This is a genomic window from Nonomuraea sp. NPDC003709 (assembly GCF_040610775.1).
Classification (GTDB): domain Bacteria; phylum Actinomycetota; class Actinomycetes; order Streptosporangiales; family Streptosporangiaceae; genus Nonomuraea; species Nonomuraea angiospora_A.
On the sequence record NZ_JBEXMW010000003.1, the window covers coordinates 544,767 to 562,366 of the forward strand.

Annotated in this window: 19 protein-coding genes and 1 riboswitch; of the genes, 15 read left to right on the forward strand and 4 right to left on the reverse strand. The window is 69.5% G+C overall.

Translation table 11 applies throughout. The features are described 5' to 3' along the window. The first annotated feature begins 75 nt into the window (after positions 1–75). From ABZX61_RS11195 to ABZX61_RS11240, 10 genes are all read left to right on the forward strand, one after another. Positions 76–1,152, forward strand: coding sequence for a zinc-dependent metalloprotease (locus tag ABZX61_RS11195; protein ID WP_355193541.1), 1,077 nt, complete (start codon positions 76–78; stop codon positions 1,150–1,152). 208 nt (positions 1,153–1,360) lie between these two features. Further along, complete coding sequence (tilS, locus tag ABZX61_RS11200; RefSeq protein WP_355193543.1) at positions 1,361–2,365, forward strand: tRNA lysidine(34) synthetase TilS; 1,005 nt, start codon at positions 1,361–1,363, stop codon at positions 2,363–2,365. Between the two features lie 10 nt (positions 2,366–2,375). Further along, positions 2,376–2,927: a hypoxanthine phosphoribosyltransferase gene (hpt, locus tag ABZX61_RS11205; RefSeq protein WP_350723776.1), complete on the forward strand. Its 552-nt coding sequence runs from the start codon at positions 2,376–2,378 to the stop codon at positions 2,925–2,927. 238 nt (positions 2,928–3,165) lie between these two features. Next, a complete protein-coding gene (gene ftsH / locus ABZX61_RS11210; protein ID WP_350723774.1) occupies positions 3,166–5,160 on the forward strand; it encodes an ATP-dependent zinc metalloprotease FtsH in 1,995 nt (664 codons plus the stop codon). Beyond that, entirely contained in the window at positions 5,157–5,735 is a 579-nt protein-coding gene (gene folE / locus ABZX61_RS11215; protein ID WP_192788835.1) for a GTP cyclohydrolase I FolE, read from the forward strand. Before ftsH ends, folE begins: the two co-directional genes overlap by 4 nt. A 57-nt stretch (positions 5,736–5,792) precedes the next feature. Further along, on the forward strand, positions 5,793–6,650 hold the full coding sequence (gene folP, locus ABZX61_RS11220; protein WP_350723772.1) for a dihydropteroate synthase: 858 nt from the start codon (positions 5,793–5,795) through the stop codon (positions 6,648–6,650). Beyond that, positions 6,647–7,093 (forward strand): nuclear transport factor 2 family protein, encoded by a 447-nt coding sequence (locus ABZX61_RS11225; protein WP_355193547.1) that lies wholly within the window; start codon positions 6,647–6,649, stop codon positions 7,091–7,093. Before folP ends, ABZX61_RS11225 begins: the two co-directional genes overlap by 4 nt. Then, complete coding sequence (gene folB, locus ABZX61_RS11230; RefSeq protein WP_350723768.1) at positions 7,056–7,448, forward strand: dihydroneopterin aldolase; 393 nt, start codon at positions 7,056–7,058, stop codon at positions 7,446–7,448. Before ABZX61_RS11225 ends, folB begins: the two co-directional genes overlap by 38 nt. After that, complete coding sequence (folK, locus tag ABZX61_RS11235) at positions 7,445–7,948, forward strand: 2-amino-4-hydroxy-6-hydroxymethyldihydropteridine diphosphokinase (protein ID WP_350723766.1); 504 nt, start codon at positions 7,445–7,447, stop codon at positions 7,946–7,948. The genes folB and folK overlap by 4 nt, the downstream gene beginning before the upstream one ends. Then, positions 7,945–8,400: a DUF3180 domain-containing protein gene (locus ABZX61_RS11240; RefSeq protein ID WP_350723765.1), complete on the forward strand. Its 456-nt coding sequence runs from the start codon at positions 7,945–7,947 to the stop codon at positions 8,398–8,400. Before folK ends, ABZX61_RS11240 begins: the two co-directional genes overlap by 4 nt. On the opposite strand, the gene ABZX61_RS11245 is transcribed toward ABZX61_RS11240, so the two are convergent. Beyond that, the gene (locus tag ABZX61_RS11245; protein WP_355193550.1) at positions 8,397–9,467 is read right to left on the reverse strand and encodes an acyltransferase; all 1,071 of its coding nucleotides are present in this window, start codon (positions 9,465–9,467) and stop codon (positions 8,397–8,399) included. The two genes, ABZX61_RS11240 and ABZX61_RS11245, sit on opposite strands and share 4 nt — an antisense overlap. Further along, complete coding sequence (locus ABZX61_RS11250) at positions 9,464–10,609, reverse strand: NADH-quinone oxidoreductase subunit D (RefSeq protein WP_350723762.1); 1,146 nt, start codon at positions 10,607–10,609, stop codon at positions 9,464–9,466. Before ABZX61_RS11250 ends, ABZX61_RS11245 begins: the two co-directional genes overlap by 4 nt. 123 nt (positions 10,610–10,732) lie before the next feature. Here ABZX61_RS11250 and ABZX61_RS11255 point away from each other — a divergent pair, with 123 nt between their 5' ends. Then, positions 10,733–11,383: a DoxX family protein gene (locus tag ABZX61_RS11255; RefSeq protein ID WP_355193552.1), complete on the forward strand. Its 651-nt coding sequence runs from the start codon at positions 10,733–10,735 to the stop codon at positions 11,381–11,383. An 8-nt stretch (positions 11,384–11,391) separates the two neighbouring features. On the opposite strand, the gene ABZX61_RS11260 is transcribed toward ABZX61_RS11255, so the two are convergent. Continuing rightward, the gene (locus tag ABZX61_RS11260; RefSeq protein WP_350724335.1) at positions 11,392–12,603 is read right to left on the reverse strand and encodes an aminotransferase class V-fold PLP-dependent enzyme; all 1,212 of its coding nucleotides are present in this window, start codon (positions 12,601–12,603) and stop codon (positions 11,392–11,394) included. A gap of 126 nt (positions 12,604–12,729) precedes the next feature. Next, a riboswitch (SAM riboswitch) is annotated at positions 12,730–12,845 on the reverse strand. A 112-nt stretch (positions 12,846–12,957) separates the two neighbouring features. Between ABZX61_RS11260 and ABZX61_RS11265 the strand changes: the two genes are divergently transcribed. Both ABZX61_RS11265 and ABZX61_RS11270 read left to right on the forward strand, forming a co-directional pair. Continuing rightward, entirely contained in the window at positions 12,958–13,695 is a 738-nt protein-coding gene (locus ABZX61_RS11265) for a TerC family protein (RefSeq protein ID WP_355193554.1), read from the forward strand. A gap of 9 nt (positions 13,696–13,704) precedes the next feature. After that, complete coding sequence (locus tag ABZX61_RS11270) at positions 13,705–14,898, forward strand: cytochrome P450 (RefSeq protein WP_355193556.1); 1,194 nt, start codon at positions 13,705–13,707, stop codon at positions 14,896–14,898. On the opposite strand, the gene ABZX61_RS11275 is transcribed toward ABZX61_RS11270, so the two are convergent. After that, positions 14,882–15,844 carry an SAM-dependent methyltransferase gene (locus ABZX61_RS11275; RefSeq protein WP_355193558.1) on the reverse strand — a complete coding sequence of 321 codons (963 nt, stop codon included), beginning with the start codon at positions 15,842–15,844 and terminating at the stop codon, positions 14,882–14,884. The two genes, ABZX61_RS11270 and ABZX61_RS11275, sit on opposite strands and share 17 nt — an antisense overlap. Positions 15,845–16,030: 186 nt before the next feature. Between ABZX61_RS11275 and ABZX61_RS11280 the strand changes: the two genes are divergently transcribed. Both ABZX61_RS11280 and ABZX61_RS11285 read left to right on the forward strand, forming a co-directional pair. Beyond that, the gene (locus tag ABZX61_RS11280; protein ID WP_350723755.1) at positions 16,031–16,258 is read left to right on the forward strand and encodes a chaplin family protein; all 228 of its coding nucleotides are present in this window, start codon (positions 16,031–16,033) and stop codon (positions 16,256–16,258) included. A gap of 443 nt (positions 16,259–16,701) precedes the next feature. Continuing rightward, positions 16,702–17,592 carry a DUF2520 domain-containing protein gene (locus ABZX61_RS11285; RefSeq protein ID WP_350723753.1) on the forward strand — a complete coding sequence of 297 codons (891 nt, stop codon included), beginning with the start codon at positions 16,702–16,704 and terminating at the stop codon, positions 17,590–17,592. The last annotated feature ends 8 nt before the right edge of the window (positions 17,593–17,600 follow it).

A 17,600-nucleotide genomic window follows, 5' to 3' on the forward strand; every position in this document is an offset into this window, starting at 1 on the left:
CTTCGCTCCCTCCTGCTCAGTCCAGACACCGGCGCTCCTTCGCAGGTTGGGCATCGAGCACGTACGGTGGACGGTATGCAGGTGATCGACTGGGATCTGGCTGTCTCGACCGGCACGCGCCTGGTGCGCCCCGGTCCTCAAGTGAGCCGGGAGGAGGCCAGGCAGGCCGTCACCGAGCTCCGTACCCTGTCGCGTGAGGCCGAGGGCCACGTGCGCGAGTTCACCAAGATCCACGCGGAGGCCGCGCCACAGGCCGCGACCATCGTCGACCGGCCCGGCTGGATCAAGGCGAACGTCGAGGGCTTCCGTGTGGTGCTCGAGCCGTTGACGGAGCGCATGGGCAGCGGCGACAACCAGCCGCCCGCCATCGTCACCGCCGTGGGCTCCCGCATCACGGGCGTCGAGGTCGGGGCCGTCCTGGCCTTCCTCGCCTCGCGGGTCCTCGGGCAGTACGAGCTGTTCCTCCCGCCCGACCCCACGGGCCAGGAGCCCGCGGGCCGGCTGACGCTCGTCGCCCCCAACATCGTTCACGCCGAGCGCGAGATGGGCGTCGACCCGCACGACTTCCGTCTGTGGGTGTGCCTGCACGAGGAGACGCACCGGGTGCAGTTCACGGGTGTGCCGTGGCTGCGCGAATACGTCCGGTCGCAGATGACCGAGTTCCTGCTCGCCTCCGACCTCGACCTGCCCACGCTGCTCGAACGCCTCCGCAGCGCCGCCGACACGGTGGCCGACGTGGTGCGCGGCGGGGAGGGCAACCTCATCGACGCCATCCAGTCGCCGGGGCAGAAGGAGATCCTCGACCGTCTGACGGCCGTGATGACCCTGGTGGAGGGGCACGGCGACTACGTCATGGACGCGGTGGGCCCGTCCGTGGTGCCCTCGGTGGGCGACATCCGCGCCAAGTTCGCCCAGCGCCGGGAGGGCGGCTCCCGCCTCGACCGTACGGTGCGGCGGCTGCTGGGGATCGACCTCAAGATGAAGCAGTACGCGGAGGGGTCGGCGTTCGTGCGGAAGGTGGTGGACCGGGCGGGGATGGATGGCTTCAACAAGATCTGGACCTCTCCCGAGACGCTTCCGACGACGTCGGAGATCTCCGACCCGGACGCCTGGATCAGCCGCGTCATCGGCACCCCGGCCCTCCCGGCCTGACCCTCCTCGCCGTCTCCGCCCCGCCCGCCAGCAGGCCGTCCGGTTGCGCGACGGGCTCACCGCCGGCGAACAGCCGGTGCGCGGGTGCCCTCAGCGGGTGCCCGCATAACCGGTGCGGTCGGTGAGCGGCGGGCGGCCGCATGACGGGCGGCGGACGGCAGGCAACGGGCAGCGCGAGTGGTGTTGGTGCGGGTGGCGGGGGGTGAGAATGGCACCCGTGGGTCCACATCCAGCCGTAGCCGACGTGCGCCGGGCAGTGCGTGAGGCGCTGGCCGACGTCGAGAAAGGCGCGCTCGTGCTGGCCGCCTGCAGCGGCGGGGCCGACTCCCTGGCGCTGGCGGCGGCGCTGGCGTTCGTGGCGCCCAGGACGGGCCTCAGGGCAGGGCTGCTCACCGTGGATCACCAGCTTCAGCCCGGCTCGGCCGAGCGGGCCCGGACGGTCGCGGACATCGGGGCCCGCCGGCTCGATCTGAGCCCGGCCGAGGTGCTCACCGTCACGGTCGGCACCGAGGGCGGCCCCGAGGCGGCGGCGCGGGACGCGAGGTACGCCGCGCTGGCCCAGGCGGCGGACCGGCTCCAGGCGGAGGCGGTCCTGCTCGGGCACACCCGCGACGATCAGGCGGAGACGGTGCTCCTGGGCCTGGCCAGGGGGAGCGGCGTCAGGTCCCTGTCCGGGATGGCGGCACGCAGCGGGCGCTACCGCAGGCCGTTCCTGAACATCCCCAGGGCCACCACCGTCAAGGCCTGCGAGGCCATGGGGCTCGACCCCTGGGACGACCCCCACAACGAGGACCCCCGCTACACGAGGGTCCGCGTGCGACGGAGGGTCCTGCCCGTCCTCGAGGCGGAGTTGGGCCCCGGGGTGGCCGAGGCGCTCGCGAGGACCGCGGGGATGGCGCGGGAGGACGCCGACGCCCTCGATCAATGGGCCGAATCGGCGTACCAAAATTGCGCTCTTAGCGATATTCCGGGATCGGTGACACTGGCCTTGCCAGAGCTGGAGAAGCTCCCCGACGCCGTCAGGCGGCGGGTGCTGCGGCGGGCGGCCATCGCGGCGGGAACCCCGTCAGGGGCCCTCTCGGCCACGCACGTGCTGGCCGTGGACCGGCTGGTCACGAGCTGGCGCGGGCAGAAGGCCGTGGACCTGCCCGGGGGTCTGTCCGCTGTCCGGCGGTATGGCACCCTGATACTCGCCATCAGTCCCATCGCATAAGGAACCACAGGTGGACGCTGCCGACATGGGCCATGACCTGGAAAATGTCCTCATTCCCGAGGACAAGCTCCAGGCCAAGATCAAAGAGCTTGCCGGGCGGATCGACGAGGACTACGCGGGTAAAGACTTGCTGCTCGTGGGCGTGCTGAAGGGCGCCGTCATGGTGATGGCCGACCTGGCCAGATCCCTGCACGTGCCCGTGCAAATGGATTGGATGGCGGTGTCGTCGTACGGCGCGGGCACGAAGTCATCCGGCGTCGTACGCGTGCTGAAAGACCTCGACACCGACATCTTGGGCCGCGACGTGCTGATAGTCGAGGACATCATCGACTCCGGCCTGACCCTGCACTGGCTGTTGGAAAACCTGAAGTCGCGTAATCCCGCCTCACTTGAGATCTGCACCGCGCTGCGGAAACCCGACGCGGTGAAGGTGCCGATCGATGTGAAATACGTGGGGTTTGACATTCCCAACGAGTTCGTCATCGGTTACGGCCTCGACTACGCCGAGCGATACCGGAATCTGCCGTTCATCGGCACACTGGCCCCACACGTTTACAAGTAGCAATCTGGGCCTGGGCCGGGAACACCGAGCAACGTGACGTACGTTGATAGGGCAAGACCGGTGCAGCGGGCGGGTCCCCCCGTGCGCTCTGCCGGTGTACCTTCAGACTCCTGGAGGGTGACCGCGTGTCCCCCTCGGGTAGTCAGAAGTCGCGGTGCCGGATGCCGCGGCCCCGGGCCAGCCCGGGGTTCCAGGCCATGGTCAGGAAGGGACGGGCCCGCAAGGGGTTCCGCATCGGATGGATCTCAAGCGATTTACACGTGGGCCACTGCTGTGGATCCTGGGCATCGTCGTGCTGCTCCTACTCGTCACTCAGCTTTGGAGTGGCGGCGGTAATTACAAGCAGGCAGACACGTCCCTGGTTCTCCAGCAGATTCGCGCCGGAAACGTCAGCAACGCCAAGATTGTCGACAAGGACAACCGGATCGAGGTGACGCTGACCAACCCCATCACGGTCAAGGCCGGCGACGCCCCGACGAAGCTGATCCAGTCCAACTGGGTCACCGGTTACGGCAGCAAGCTGACCGACGAACTCCAGGCTCAGTACGAGGCCGGCAAGACCAAGAGCTTCACCACTGAGGTGCCCCAGGAAAACTTCCTGGTCAGCATCCTGGTGAGCTTCCTGCCGATCGTCTTCATCGTGCTGATCTTCCTGTTCATCATGAACCAGATGCAGGGCGGCGGCTCCCGGGTGATGAACTTCGGCAAGTCGAAGGCCAAGCTCATCACCAAAGACACCCCCAAGACGACTTTCGCCGACGTCGCAGGTGCCGACGAGGCCATCGAGGAGCTCCAGGAGATCAAGGAGTTCCTGCAGGCCCCGGCCAAGTTCCAGGCGATCGGCGCCAAGATCCCCAAGGGCGTGCTGCTGTACGGCCCGCCCGGCACCGGTAAGACCCTGCTGGCCCGTGCCGTGGCCGGTGAGGCGGGCGTGCCGTTCTACTCGATCTCCGGTTCCGACTTCGTCGAGATGTTCGTCGGTGTCGGCGCCTCGCGTGTGCGCGACCTGTTCGAGCAGGCGAAGGCCAACGCCCCGGCGATCATCTTCATCGACGAGATCGACGCCGTCGGCCGCCACCGCGGCGCCGGCCTGGGCGGCGGTCACGACGAGCGCGAGCAGACGCTCAACCAGCTGCTCGTCGAGATGGACGGCTTCGACGTCAAGGGCGGCGTGATCCTCATCGCCGCGACCAACCGGCCCGACATCCTCGACCCGGCGCTGCTGCGCCCGGGCCGTTTCGACCGGCAGGTCACCGTCGACCGCCCCGACCTCGAGGGCCGCAAGGGCATCCTCAAGGTCCACGGCCGCGGCAAGCCGTTCGCCCCCAACGTCGACCTCGACGTCATCGCGCGCCGCACCCCCGGGTTCACCGGCGCCGACCTGGCCAACGTGATCAACGAGGCCGCCCTGCTCACCGCGCGGGCCGACCAGAAGCTGATCACGATGGACGTCCTCGAGGAGTCGATCGACCGCGTCATGGCAGGGCCCGAGCGCAAGTCGCGGGTCATGTCCGACAAGGAAAAGAAGATGATCGCCTACCACGAGGGCGGTCACGCGCTGGTGGCGCACGCGCTGCCCAACTCCGACCCGGTCCACAAGATCACGATCCTGTCCCGCGGCCGCGCCCTCGGTTACACGATGACGCTGCCGATGGAGGACAAGTTCCTGGCCACCAGGTCGGAGATGATGGACCAGCTCGCGATGCTGCTCGGCGGCCGCGCGGCGGAGGAGCTCGTCTTCCACGAGCCCACCACCGGCGCCTCCAACGACATCGAGAAGGCCACGGCGGTCGCCCGCCGCATGGTGACCGAGTACGGCATGAGCGAGCAGCTCGGCGCCCGTAAGTTCGGCACCGGCCAGGCCGAGGTGTTCCTGGGCCGCGAGATGGGCCACGAGCGCGACTACTCCGAGAAGATCGCCTCCACGATCGACGAGGAGGTCCGCCGGATGATCGAGACGGCGCACGACCAGGCGTGGGACATCCTGGTCGAATACCGCGACGTGCTCGACAACCTGGTGCTCGAGCTCATGGAGAAGGAGACGCTCTCCCGCGAGCAGGTGCTGGAGATCTTCGCCTCGGTCGTGGTCAGGGCGCACCGCCCGTCCTACGCGGGCTACGGCAAGCGGCTCCCCTCCGACCGTCCGCCGATCCTGACCCCCAAGGAGCAGTCGGCCAACGGCTCGCTCACCGCGGGCCACCAGGACGCCCTCCCGTCCGGGGACAGTGTGTGACTCAGTACGACGTTGACCTGGGCCGGATCGAGAAGGCCGTACGCGAGATCCTCTACGCCATCGGCGAGGATCCCGACCGCGACGGCCTCCTCGACACGCCGGCCCGGGTCGCCCGCGCCATGGCCGAGCAGTATTCGGGGCTCGGCCAGAAGCCCGAAGACGTCCTGACCAAGGTCTTCGACGTCGATCACGACGAGATGGTGCTCGTCCGGGACATCGAGGTCTACTCGACCTGCGAGCACCACCTGGTCCCGTTCCACGGTGTGGCCCACGTGGGTTACATCCCCAACGACCGCGGCCAGGTGACGGGCCTGTCGAAGCTGGCCCGGCTGGTCGACGTGTTCGCCCGCCGCCCCCAGGTCCAGGAGCGCATGACGTCCCAGATCGCCGACGCACTCATGCGGGTTCTGGAGCCGCGCGGAGTCATCGTGGTGGTCGAGGCCGAGCATCTGTGCATGACGATGCGCGGCGTACGCAAACCGGGCGCCAAGACCGTCACCTCGGCGGTTCGCGGCGATTTCCGCACGAGCGACAAGACCCGATCTGAGGCGATGGCGCTGATCCTGGGTCGTTGATGACCGAACGGGGACCCACGATGTCAACATGTGTGGGGGAGCGCCTAGGCTTGGCCCATGACTAGCGTGCCCATCAGCGTGCCGGGAGGTGCGGATCGGTGCCTCGTCATGGGTGTGGTCAATGTGACCCCCGATTCGTTCTCCGACGGCGGCCTGTGGTTCGACGAGGCGGCCGCCATCCAGCATGGCCTTGAGCTGGTCCAGGAGGGGGCCGACCTGGTCGACGTGGGCGGCGAGTCCACCCGTCCGGGCGCGGCCAGGGTGTCCCTGGAGGAGGAGCTGGCCAGGGTCGTCCCCGTGATCAGGGCACTCCACGCCGAGGGAGTGGCGGTCAGCGTCGACACGATGCGGGCCGAGGTGGCCAAGGCCGCGGTCGAGGCGGGGGCGCGGCTGGTCAACGACGTGAGCGGTGGTCTCGCCGACCCGGAGATGCCGCGCGTGGTGGCCGCGACCGGCGTCCCGTACGTCGTGATGCACTGGCGCGGCCACAGTCATGACATGGACAACCGCGCGGTCTACGCCGACGTGGTCACCGAGGTCCGCGAGGAGCTCGGCAAGCGGGTCGATCTGGTCCTGGCCGAAGGCGTCACGGAGCAGCAGATCGTGCTCGACCCCGGCCTGGGCTTCGCCAAGAACGCCGAGCACAACTGGGCACTGCTGGCCGGGATCCCCCAGCTGGCCGAGCTCGGCTACCCATTGCTCATCGGAGCGTCGCGCAAGCGCTTCCTCGGGCGCCTGCTGGCAGGTCCTGACGGCACACCCCGGCCGTTCAGCCGCAGCGACGCCGCGACGCTGGCCGTGACCGCACTGGCCGCCCAGGCGGGCGCCTGGTGCGTACGCGTCCACGAGGTGGGTCCCAACGCCGATGCCGTACGCGTGGCAGCCGCATGGAAGAGAGCCGGAGCCAACACATGAGCGTCGACACCGTCGCGATCGAGACGATCAACCAGGAGTTCTACGCCGCGATCGAGAACGCGGATCTCGACAAGATGACCGAGATCTGGTCCGAGGACACCGCCGACGACCAGGTGAGCTGCGTGCACCCGGGCTGGACCCTGCTCAGCGGCCGGTCCGAGGTGCTGCGGTCGTGGGCCCTGATCATGGCCAACACCACCTACATCCAGTTCGTGCTGACCGACGTCGACACGACCGTGCTGGGCGATGTGGCCGTACTCACCTGCGTCGAGAACATCCTCACCGCCGGCGAGGAGGGTGAGTCCAGCTTCGCCGCGGGCAAGGTGGTGGCCAGCAACGTCTACATCCGCACCCCGCAGGGCTGGCGGCTGTGGATGCACCACGGTTCGCCGGTGCTCCAGGGAGATGACGACGAGGAGGAGGAAGGCGAGCTTGAGCCCTGATCGCATCGCTCTCAAGGGCCTGCGGGCCAGGGGGAGGCACGGCGTGCTCCCTGCCGAGCGGGAGCTCGGGCAGGAGTTCGTCGTGGACGCGACGTTGTTCCTCGACACCGCGCCGGCCGCGGCCGGCGACGACCTCACCAAGACCGTCCACTACGGAGAGCTGGCCGAGGCGCTGGTCAAGGTCGTGGAGGGCGAGCCGGTCGCGTTGATAGAGACGCTCGCGCAGCGGCTGGCCGACGTGTGCCTGGCCAGTGAGCTGGTGCGTAGGGTCGAGGTGAGCGTGCACAAACCGGCGGCGCCCATCCCGCTGCCGTTCGACGACGTGGTCGTGACCATTGAGCGGAGCCGCGTATGAAAGTCGTCCTCGCTCTCGGCAGCAATCTGGGGCCCCGGTTCCAGACGTTGCAAGGCGCCGTGGACACCCTGTTCGACGCCCCCGGGCTGGAGTTCGTCCAGGCGTCGCCGGTCTACGAGACCGACCCTGTGGGCGGTCCGCCGGGACAGAAGCCGTATCTCAACGCGATCGTGATCGCGGAGACCACCCTGCAGCCGCGCACGCTCCTGGAGCGGGCACAGAGCGTGGAGAACGCCTTCGGGCGGGTGCGCGCCGAGCGCTGGGGTCCGCGTACGCTCGACGTCGACCTGATCGTGGTGGGCGACACGATCTGCGACGAGCCGGAGCTGACGCTGCCGCATCCGCTCGCTCACGAGCGCGCGTTCGTGCTCGTGCCGTGGGCGAAGGCCGACCCCGACGCGGTGGTGCCCGGGCGCGGCCGGGTGGCGGAGCTGCTGGCGGGCATCGACCAGCAGGGGGTACGCCTGCGCGACGACCTGAAGCTGCAGAGGCCCGATTGAAGCCCACCCATCCGGGCCGCCTGGTCGGCATCATCGCTGTTGTCGCGCTGATCGCGTGGGCGGCGGTCAGGCCCTTCTATTCAGACCTGCCCCTGATGCCGTGGACGGCGATCCCGACCGTGCTGCTGCTGGCCATCGGCGAGGGTTACAGCGCCTGGGTGACCAAGGCCAGGATCGCCAGGAAGCCGGGCACCAAGCCGGTGGAACCGCTGTCGGTGGCCCGGCTGGCGGCGCTGGCCAAGGCGTCGGCGTACGCGGGGGCGGTGTTCGGCGGGTTGTTCGCCGGGTTCGGGCTCTACACGGTGCAGATCCTGGACCGGGAGACGCCGCGGGCGGAGTTCTTCGTCGCGGCGGGGTCGTTCGTGGCCTGCGTGGCGCTGATCTGCGCCGCCCTCTACCTGGAGCACGCCTGCCGGATCCCCAAGGACCAGGACGAGCACAAACCAGACTAGGAGCCCCCACGCCGGCCAAAAAGGTAGATGACCGGGGCGGTGCAGATCAGCGGGCCGAGGATGGCGATCGGGCGCTCCAGCCACCATTTCAGGTCCGGCGGGATCTCGGTGCCCAGGCTGCCGAAGAGCCACCACGACAGGCCCAGCGCGATGGCCATCCCGGTCGTGTGGAAGAGGAAGAGCGGCAGCGAGTATCGGTTGATGAACTCGTTCACCCGGCGCCAGCCCGGACGCTCCAGCACCCGCTCCATCGACGGCCGCAGCACCTCCACCAGCCCGACCTGGAACAGCAGCAGGGCGACGATCACGAACGTGGGCGGCGCCATGTTCGACCATTTGTCGCCCGGCACGCCCACCATCGAGCCCGGGTAGATGCCCGAATAGACCAGGCCGAACAGGGCGAACAGCCCCGTCCAGAGCACCGCGACGTCATAGCGTCTGGGCAGGATGACGATCCGGTCGTAGAAGAACCCGGCCTGGTGGGCGAGCCCCCAGACGATGATCATGTTGAGCCAGCCGACCCAGTCGACCCCGTACCGGAAGCGCACCACGTCCACCACCAGCGACGCGCCGCCGAGCCAGATCAGCGTCAGCACGTCGTAGCGGCGGTGCAGCCAGAGCGCCACGGGCAGCAGCGCGATCAGGACGAGGTAGACGCCCAGGAACCACAGCGGGCTGAGCACCAGCAGCACCACCCGCCACATCCAGTCGACCTGGAACGTGTACGTCACGACCGCCCCGATGGCGATCCACACCCCGGACAGGAACAGGGCGGGTAAAGCCAGCGCGCGGATGCGCCGCCAGACGAACGAGCCGATGCCGACGCCGCGTTCCTTGGCCCGCTCCCAGGACAGCAGGTGCACGTGGCCGCCGACGTAGAAGAACAGCGGCAGCACCTGCAGCAGCCAGGTCAGGATCCACAGCCCCGAGGTGAAGCCCAGGGGGCTGGTGGGCTCGGGGCCGCTCGGCTTCCACTCCAGGATGGTGAACGCCCAGTGCCAGACCACCACGACGCAGAGGCTCAGGGCGCGGAGCCAGTCGACGTACTTGTCGCGCTCGACTTTCACTTGTCGATGTCACCCACGACGAAGAACATCGAGCCGAGGATGGCCACCATGTCGGCGACCAGGTGGCCGGGCAGCATCTCCCGCAGCACCTGGACGTTGCTGTACGAGGCCGAGCGCAGCTTGAGCCGCCACGGGGTCTTGTCCCCCTTGGAGACCAGGTAGTAGCCGTTGATGCCGAGGGGGTTCTCGGTCCACGCGTACGTGTGGCCCTCCGGCACCTTGAGCACCTTCGGCAGGCGCTGGTTGATCGGCCCGGGAGGCAGCGAGCGCAGCCGCGAGACGCAGGCGTCGGCCAGGTCGAGCGAGACCTTGAGCTGGTCGAACAGCACCTCGAACCGGGAGTGGCAGTCGCCGGCCTGCCGCGTGACGACCGTCACGGGCAACTCGGGGTAGGCGAGGTACGGGTCGTCGCGGCGCAGGTCGAAGTCCACACCGGAGGCTCTGGCGATGGGGCCGCTGACGCCGTACTGCATGATCTGCTCGCGGGAGAGCACGCCGACGCCCCTGGTGCGGGCGATGAAGATCTCGTTGTGCAGGATGAGGTTCTCGATGTCGGGCACGCGGCGGCGGGTCTCCGCGACGGCCTCCGACACCCGGTCGAGCCAGCCGAGCGGCAGGTCCTCCTTGAGGCCCCCGACCCGGTTGAACATGTAGTGCATGCGGCCGCCGGAGATCTCCTCCATGACCGCCTGGATGCGCTCGCGCTCGTTGAACGAGTAGAACAGCGGTGTGATCGCGCCGAGCTCCAGCGGATAGGAGCCGAGGAACATCAGATGGTTGAGCACCCGGTTGAGCTCGGCCAGCAGCGTGCGCGCCCACACGGCCCGGACCGGGGGCTCCATGCCGAGCAGGCGTTCGGCGGCCAGCACCACACCCAGCTCGTTCGCGAACCCCGACAGCCAGTCGTGCCTGTTGGCCAGCATGATGATCTGACGGTAGTCGCGGACCTCGAACAGCTTCTCCGCGCCCCGGTGCATGTAGCCGATGATCGGCTCGGCGGCGGTGATGCGTTCGCCGTCGAGCGTCAGCCTGAGCCGGAGCACCCCGTGGGTCGACGGGTGCTGCGGGCCGATGTTGAGGATCATGTCCTCGGTGGCCAGCTCTTTTGCACCCGCGCCGATCCCGACCACACGTTCCGTCATATGGCAATGCTGCCACCGCGCCGGTTGCTGGGCCAGGGCGGGGCCGGGTCAAGGAATGGTACGGAAACGCATCCCTAACTCGGACACGGGGAGGAATACAAGGAACCGGGGGGAGATAACACCATGAAGAGAGTTGTGTTTGATGTCGCGGCGTTGATCGCACGGGTGGTGACCGGCGTGATCTTCTTGGTCCACGGCGCGCAGAAGTGGGAGGGCGGCCTTGCGGCCACGGGGCAGGCGTTCAAGGGGATGGGGATCCCGATGCCGGAGCTCGCCGCCATGTTCGCGACCCTCATCGAGATGGCGGGCGGCATTTTCCTGATCCTGGGCCTGCTGGTGCGCCTGGTGGGGCTGCTGCTGCTGATCAACATGCTGGGCGCCATCACGTACGTGCACGCGGGGCACGGGGTGCTGTCCAGCGCCGGCGGCTGGGAGCTGCCCGGCGCGCTCGGGGCACTGGCCCTGTTGTTCCTGGCGCTGGGGGGCGGCCGGATCGGGATCGACGGGATCTTCGCCGCGATGTTCCGCCGGCGCTCGGAACGCCGGGCCGCCGAGGAGGAAAGCGCCGCGCGGCCACAGCGTCCGGAGCCGTCGAACGTCACGACCAGGCCCGCCGGCCTCACGACGCCCGCCGAGGCGCCTCGGGTGCCCAGGCAGCCGACCGAGCACCGGGCCGGCGGGGTCAACGACGACGACATGAGGGACATCGACGCCCTGGTCTCCGACGAGCCGCCGCCGCACCGCAAGCCGCCGAACCGCTCCGACGCCGTCTAGCGGCCGACTCAGCGATTCACGAGGTCCCGCACGGCCTCGACCAGCCGGTCCACGTGCTCCTGCGTGGAGCCGATGCCGATGGAGGCCCGCACCGCGGAGGCGGTGCCGTCCTCACATCCGCCGTCGGCCTCACCCAACAGGTGCCGGACGAACGGGTGCGCGCAGAACTTGCCGTCGCGCACCCCGATGCCGTACTCGCCGGACAGCACCTCGGCCACCTCGCGGGCCGAGTAGCCGGCCACGGTGAACGACACGATGCCGACGCGCGGGTGGTCGTCCCCCCACAGCGACAGCTCCCGTACGCCCTCGATCGAGGCCAGCCCCGACCGCAGGCGCGCGATCAGCCGCTCCTCCTCCCGCACCAGCGCGGTCCAGCCGGTGGCCGTGAGCGCGTCGCAGGCGGCGGCCAGGGCGATGGCGCCCAGCACGTTCGGGGTGCCCGCCTCGTGGCGCGGCTCCGGGTCGTCGTGCCACTCGGTGTCGTCGCCCACGGAGCGCACCGCGCCGCCGCCCTTGAGGTACGGCTCGCCGTCCGCGAGCCAGTCCCGCCGCCCGATCAGCACCCCGGCGCCGAACGGCGCGTACAGCTTGTGCCCGGAGAAGGCGACGTAGTCCAGGTCGAGCGCGGTCAGGTTGAGCCGCCGGTGCGGTACGAGCTGGGCGGCGTCCACCAGGATGCGGGCGCCGTGCCGGTGCGCGACGTGGGCCAGGGCGGCGATGGGCCACAGCTCGCCGGTGACGTTGGAGGCGGCGGTGACCACGAGCAGCTTGGGGCCGTCGATGCCGGCCAGGGCCGCGTCGGCGGCGCGGACGGCCTCGCCGGGGAAGGCGGGCGGCGCCAGCCGTACGGACTTCTCCCAGGGGAGGAGAGAGGCGTGGTGCTCGGTGTCGAAGACCACGGTGGTGGTGCCGGCGGGCAGGCAGCGGGCCAGGAGGTTCGTGGCGTCGGTGGTGTTGCGGGTGAAGATCACCGCGTCGTCCGGGCGGGCCCCGACGAACGCCCGCACTGTGTGGCGGGCCTGCTCGTAGCGGGCGGTGGTGAGCTGCGAGGCGTAGCCCGCGCCCCGGTGGACGCTGGAGTAGGCCGGGAGCGCGGCGGTGACGGCGGCGCTGACCGGCTCGAGACAGGGGGCGCTGGCGGCGTAGTCGAGGTTGGCGTAGCCGACGAGCCGGCCGCCCTTGACCGGCACCTCGAGGTCGGCCCCGAGCACGGCGGGGATCGGCCTGCCCGTGGTAACCGGGACGGCCTCGGCCTCGGCGGCGCGAGCGGGGACGGAGCTGAAGATCGTCAACGTGGACACGGCACATCTCCCTCAGGGTCATCGGACCCCTGGAAGCAGCCACGGAGCCCGCGCTTGCCCGCCACACTTCGTGACGGACCAGGTCTTCACCCGGGGCACCCCGCCGCGGACGCGAGGGTTGCCGGCCAGCTAGCCGGGGCTTGTCGCTGGCACTCATGACCTACGGCGGAGACTATAACCCAATCCCCTCCATCGATCGCAAGTCGGTGAACTTATCCGGCGGCTGACTCGTTGCTACCGGAAATCCCGCTCATGTGTCATGGAGGTGCGTAAATGTTGGACTGGGTAACCGACCCGCAGATCTGGATCGGTTTCTTCACCCTGGTCGCCCTGGAGATCGTGCTGGGGATCGACAACATCATCTTCATCTCCATCCTGGCCGGGAAACTACCTTCCGAACAGCGGGACAGAGCCCGGGTGCTGGGCCTGGGCGCGGCCCTGATCACCCGGCTGCTCCTGCTGCTCGCCCTGTCGTGGGTGGTGCAGCTCACCGAGCCGCTGTTCGCCGTCTTCGGTCACGAAATATCGGGACGCGACCTGATCCTGCTGCTCGGCGGCCTGTTCCTGCTGGGCAAGAGCGTCACCGAGATCGGCCACAGCATGGACGGTCCCGTGGGCAAGGACGGGAAGAAGGCCGCGGTCGCCTCCTTCGCCTCGGTGATCATCCAGATCATGGTGCTGGACATCGTGTTCTCGCTCGACTCCGTCATCACCGCCGTCGGCATGGTCGACACGCTCGGCGTGATGATCGCGGCGGTCGTGGTGGCGGTGCTGGTGATGCTGTTCGCCTCGGGACCGATCAGCAGGTTCGTGGACCGGCACCCGAGCATCAAGATGCTGGCGCTGTCGTTCCTCGTGCTGATCGGCGTGGTGCTCATCGCCGAGGGCTTCGGCCAGCACATCCCCAAGGGCTACATCTACTTCGCGATGGCGTTCTCGCTCGTCGTCGAGCTGCTGAACATCCGGATGCGGAGCAAGCGGACGGCGCCACAGGAGGATCCCACTCCTTAAGATGAAATAGTGCGATTTGACCCTTGGGATCCGGATTTCGTGGCGCACCCGTACCGGGTGTACGACGAGCTGAGGCGCGAGGCGCCGGTCAGCTACTTCGAGCCGACGAACCAGTGGCTGATCTCACGTCATGCCGACGTGAACGCCCTGCTCAGGGACCGCCGCCTGGGGCGGTCCCACCTCCACGTGGCCACCAACGAGGAGTTCGGGAGGCCGGCGGAGCCGGAGTTCCAGGAGCCGTTCTGGCGGGTGATCAGGGCGGGCATGCTCGACGTGGAGCCGCCGGTGCACACCAGGCTGCGCCGGCTGGTCTCCAAGGCGTTCACGCCGCGCATGGTCGAGTCATTGCGTCCCCGGGTGCGCGCCATCGCCGCGGGCCTGGTGGACGCGTTCGTGGAGAAGGGCGGCGGCGACCTGCTCGCCGAGGTAGCCGAGCCGCTCCCGGTGACGGTGATCGCGGAGATGCTCGGCATCCCCCACGCCGACCGCCACCTGCTGCGCCCCTGGTCGGCGGAGATCTGCGGCATGTACGAGCTCAACCCGAGCCATGAGGCCCAGCACACGGCGGTACGGGCGGCGTCGGAGTTCGCCGACTACCTCAAGACCTTGGCCGCGGAGCGTCGCCGGGCTCCCGGCGACGACCTGATCAGCGCCCTGGCGCAGATCGACGAGCTGACCGAGGACGAGCTGGTCGGCACGTGCGTGCTGCTGCTCAACGCCGGTCACGAGGCCACCGTGAACGTGACGGGCAACGGCTGGTGGTCCCTGTTCCGCAATCCCTCCGAACTGGCCCGGCTGCGCGAGGACCGCTCGCTGCTGCCCACGGCCGTCGAGGAGGTGATGCGCTGGGACACGCCGCTGCAGATGTTCGAACGCTGGGTGCTGGAGGACATCGAGGTGCACGGGGTGGAGATCCCGCGCGGGTCGGAGGTGGCGCTGCTGTTCGGCTCGGCCAACCGCGACCCGGCGGTCTTCGAGGACCCGGACCGGCTCGACGTGGGGCGGGCCGACAATCCGCACATCTCGTTCGGGGCCGGGATCCACTTCTGCCTGGGCGCGCCGCTGGCCCGCATCGAGCTCATCGAGTCGTACGGCGCGCTCCTGGACCGGGCGGCCAAGCTCGAACTGCGGGAGGAGCCGAGCTGGAAGCCCGGCTACATCATCAGGGGGCTGCGGTCGCTGGAGGTCACCGCCGCTGGCTGAGCCAGCCGAACCCGCCGAGCCCCGCCGGGTCGATCAGCTCACCCTCCTCCGACGCCCTGGCCAGCGCCCGGATGTAGGTGCGCGGCTCGGTGCGGGCCAGGTCGATCGGGGGCCTGGTGCCGGTGATCCCCAAAGCCCTCAGCGCGTCGCGCTGTGTGGACAAGGCTGTGGATATCGCGCCGGCCTGGCGCCCGGCCTCGGCGCACGCGTCAAGCGCGACATGAGCCGTGATATCGCAGGTCCCATCGGGGATCGGGGCAACGACCGCGCCGTCGCGGTAACCGGTCAACGTGCCACAGAGCGGCCGGTTATCCACAGGGTGTGCATAATCCACGGCAATCGCTCGGCCCCTTGTGAGGCGTCCCAGGACGGAGGCCCACGCCTCGTCGCGGGGGCGGCCGATCTCCGCGCGCGAGCCCACCCGGGTCAGCGGCCACCACCGGTCGAGCCAGGCGCAGTCGTCCGGTCGCGGCGGCCCGCCGAGGCGCTCCTCGCCGGTGCGGACGTTCACCATGATGAGGCGTGGCCCGGCGGAGGTCTGCTCCACCACGTCGAGCGGCACGTTGTCGAGCCACTCGTTGGCGATGGCCAGGCCCGTGATGCCGGTGGGCACGCTCGGCCGCCAGGCGATCCGCTCGGGCAGGCCGTCCGGCCTGGGGGAGAGGTCGACGGCGGTGACGCGGAGCCGGTCGCGCAGCGCGGGCTCGGCGGCCTCCAGCACCTGGGCGACCAGCATGCCCTCGCCCGCGCCGATGTCGACCAGGTCGAGCACGTCGGGACCGCCGAGCTCGGCGTCCACCTCCGACAGCAACGCCAGCACCGCGTCGGCGAACGCCGGGGAGGCGCTGACCGAGGTCCGGAAGTGGCCCGAAGGGCGTTCGCGAAGGTAGAAGCCCTCCTCGCCGTACAGCGCGCGCTCCATTGCGGCGCGCCAGGTGAGCCACATGTCAGGACTATCTCATGACTTTCGGGTGACACGCATCGTCATCGCTTGACTACTCATTGTCGCCGACTTGCGGTACGTTTACCTAATGTCATCGAGCGTGCGCGTTGCGTCACCCCCATGTGGCGCGACCGACCGCTCCCGAGCAAGCACCAGCGGCCCCAGGCCGCGAAACCGAGAGGAGCCCTCGTGCTGAAGAAGGTCATGGTCGTCACAGGAGCCGTCGCCATGCTGTCGCTCGCGGCCCCGGCGCACGCCGACACGACCAGCGGCAACGGCAGTGTGCTCGGCGGCAACCAGCTGCACCTTCCGATCGCGATCCCGATCAACATCTGTGGCAACGCCGTGGCCGTCATCGGCGCCGCGTTCGCCGGCTGCCAGGGCGGCGCCACCGCCTACGTGCCGAGCCACCACTGAAAGAAGAGAGAGCCCGGGCCGGCACTCGTCCGGCCCGGGCTCCGACTCCGGCTGGTCGGTCGGCGAGCGGCCGGCCGGTCGCACCTCCAAGAGGTCACATCCTGCGGGCGTCGGGTCCTGGATGAGGGGACTCGGCGCCCGCTGCCATGCGATGAAACCCCTCTCCTCATCTCTTCCGACAGGGGGTGCACGTTTTGTATGCCCTTGTCGCTTTTGTCGTTAACTCAACGGGCGGCAAAACCGCGGTCACGTAGGAGCCCTCGGGCGAGTCGCGAGACGCGCCCGACAGTCCGCAGCCCTTGAGAGGCCGTTACGCTGGTCGGCAGTGCCACAACAGAAGCCTGCTCGTCGGACCGGAGTCCTGCTCGTCGTGCCTGGTTGAGGGCGGGGCGGCAGTCCGCCCGGCAGGCTTCTCATCAGCAGGTCGACAGGGGTGTGACGTCATGGACGCAGGGGATCGCCCGGCACGGCTGACTGTCGGCGTACTCGGGGCGGGCAAGGTCGGCTCCGCCCTCGGTGCCGCACTGGCTCAGGCGGGCCACCGGATCGCGGCCGCGAGCGGCGTTTCGGACAATTCACAGCGATGGGCGGCCGACCGGCTCGGCGTCAAGCCGTCCAGGCCTGACGAGGTGGTCGCGCAGGCCCAGCTCATCCTGCTCACCGTGCCCGACGACGCGCTGCCCGACCTCGTCAACGGGCTGGCCACGACGGGTGCCGACCTCCACGGCAAGCTGCTGGTGCACACCAGCGGGGCGTACGGGCTGTCCGTGCTGGAGCCGGCGGCCAAGGCCGGCGCGCTGCCGCTCGCGCTGCACCCGGTGATGACCTTCACGGGCAGGGACGACGACCTCAACAAGCTCACCGGCATCTCGTACGGCGTGACCGCCCCCGACGTGCTGCGGCCGATCGCCGAGGCCCTGGTGATCGAGATGGGCGGCGAGCCGGTCTGGATCGCCGACGCCGACCGCGCGCTCTACCACGCGGCGCTGGCCGGGGCCGCCAACCACATGGTCACCCTCATCGCCGAGTCGCAGGAGCTGCTGGGGCGCATCGGCGTCGAGCACCCGGGGCGGATGCTGGGCCCACTGCTCGGGGCCGCGCTCGACAACGTGCTGCGGCTGGGCATCACGGGGCTGACCGGCCCGGTCGTCCGCGGCGACGCAGGCACCGTGCGCAGGCACGTGGACGCGCTGATCCTGGCGGCGCCCGAGGCGGCGGACGCCTACATCGCGCTGGCCCGCCTCACGGCCGACCGCGCGCTGGCCGCGGGGCTGCTCAAACCGGAGGAGGCGGAGCGGCTCCTCGACGCGCTGGGGGGCAATATATGGACCTGACGGTAAGG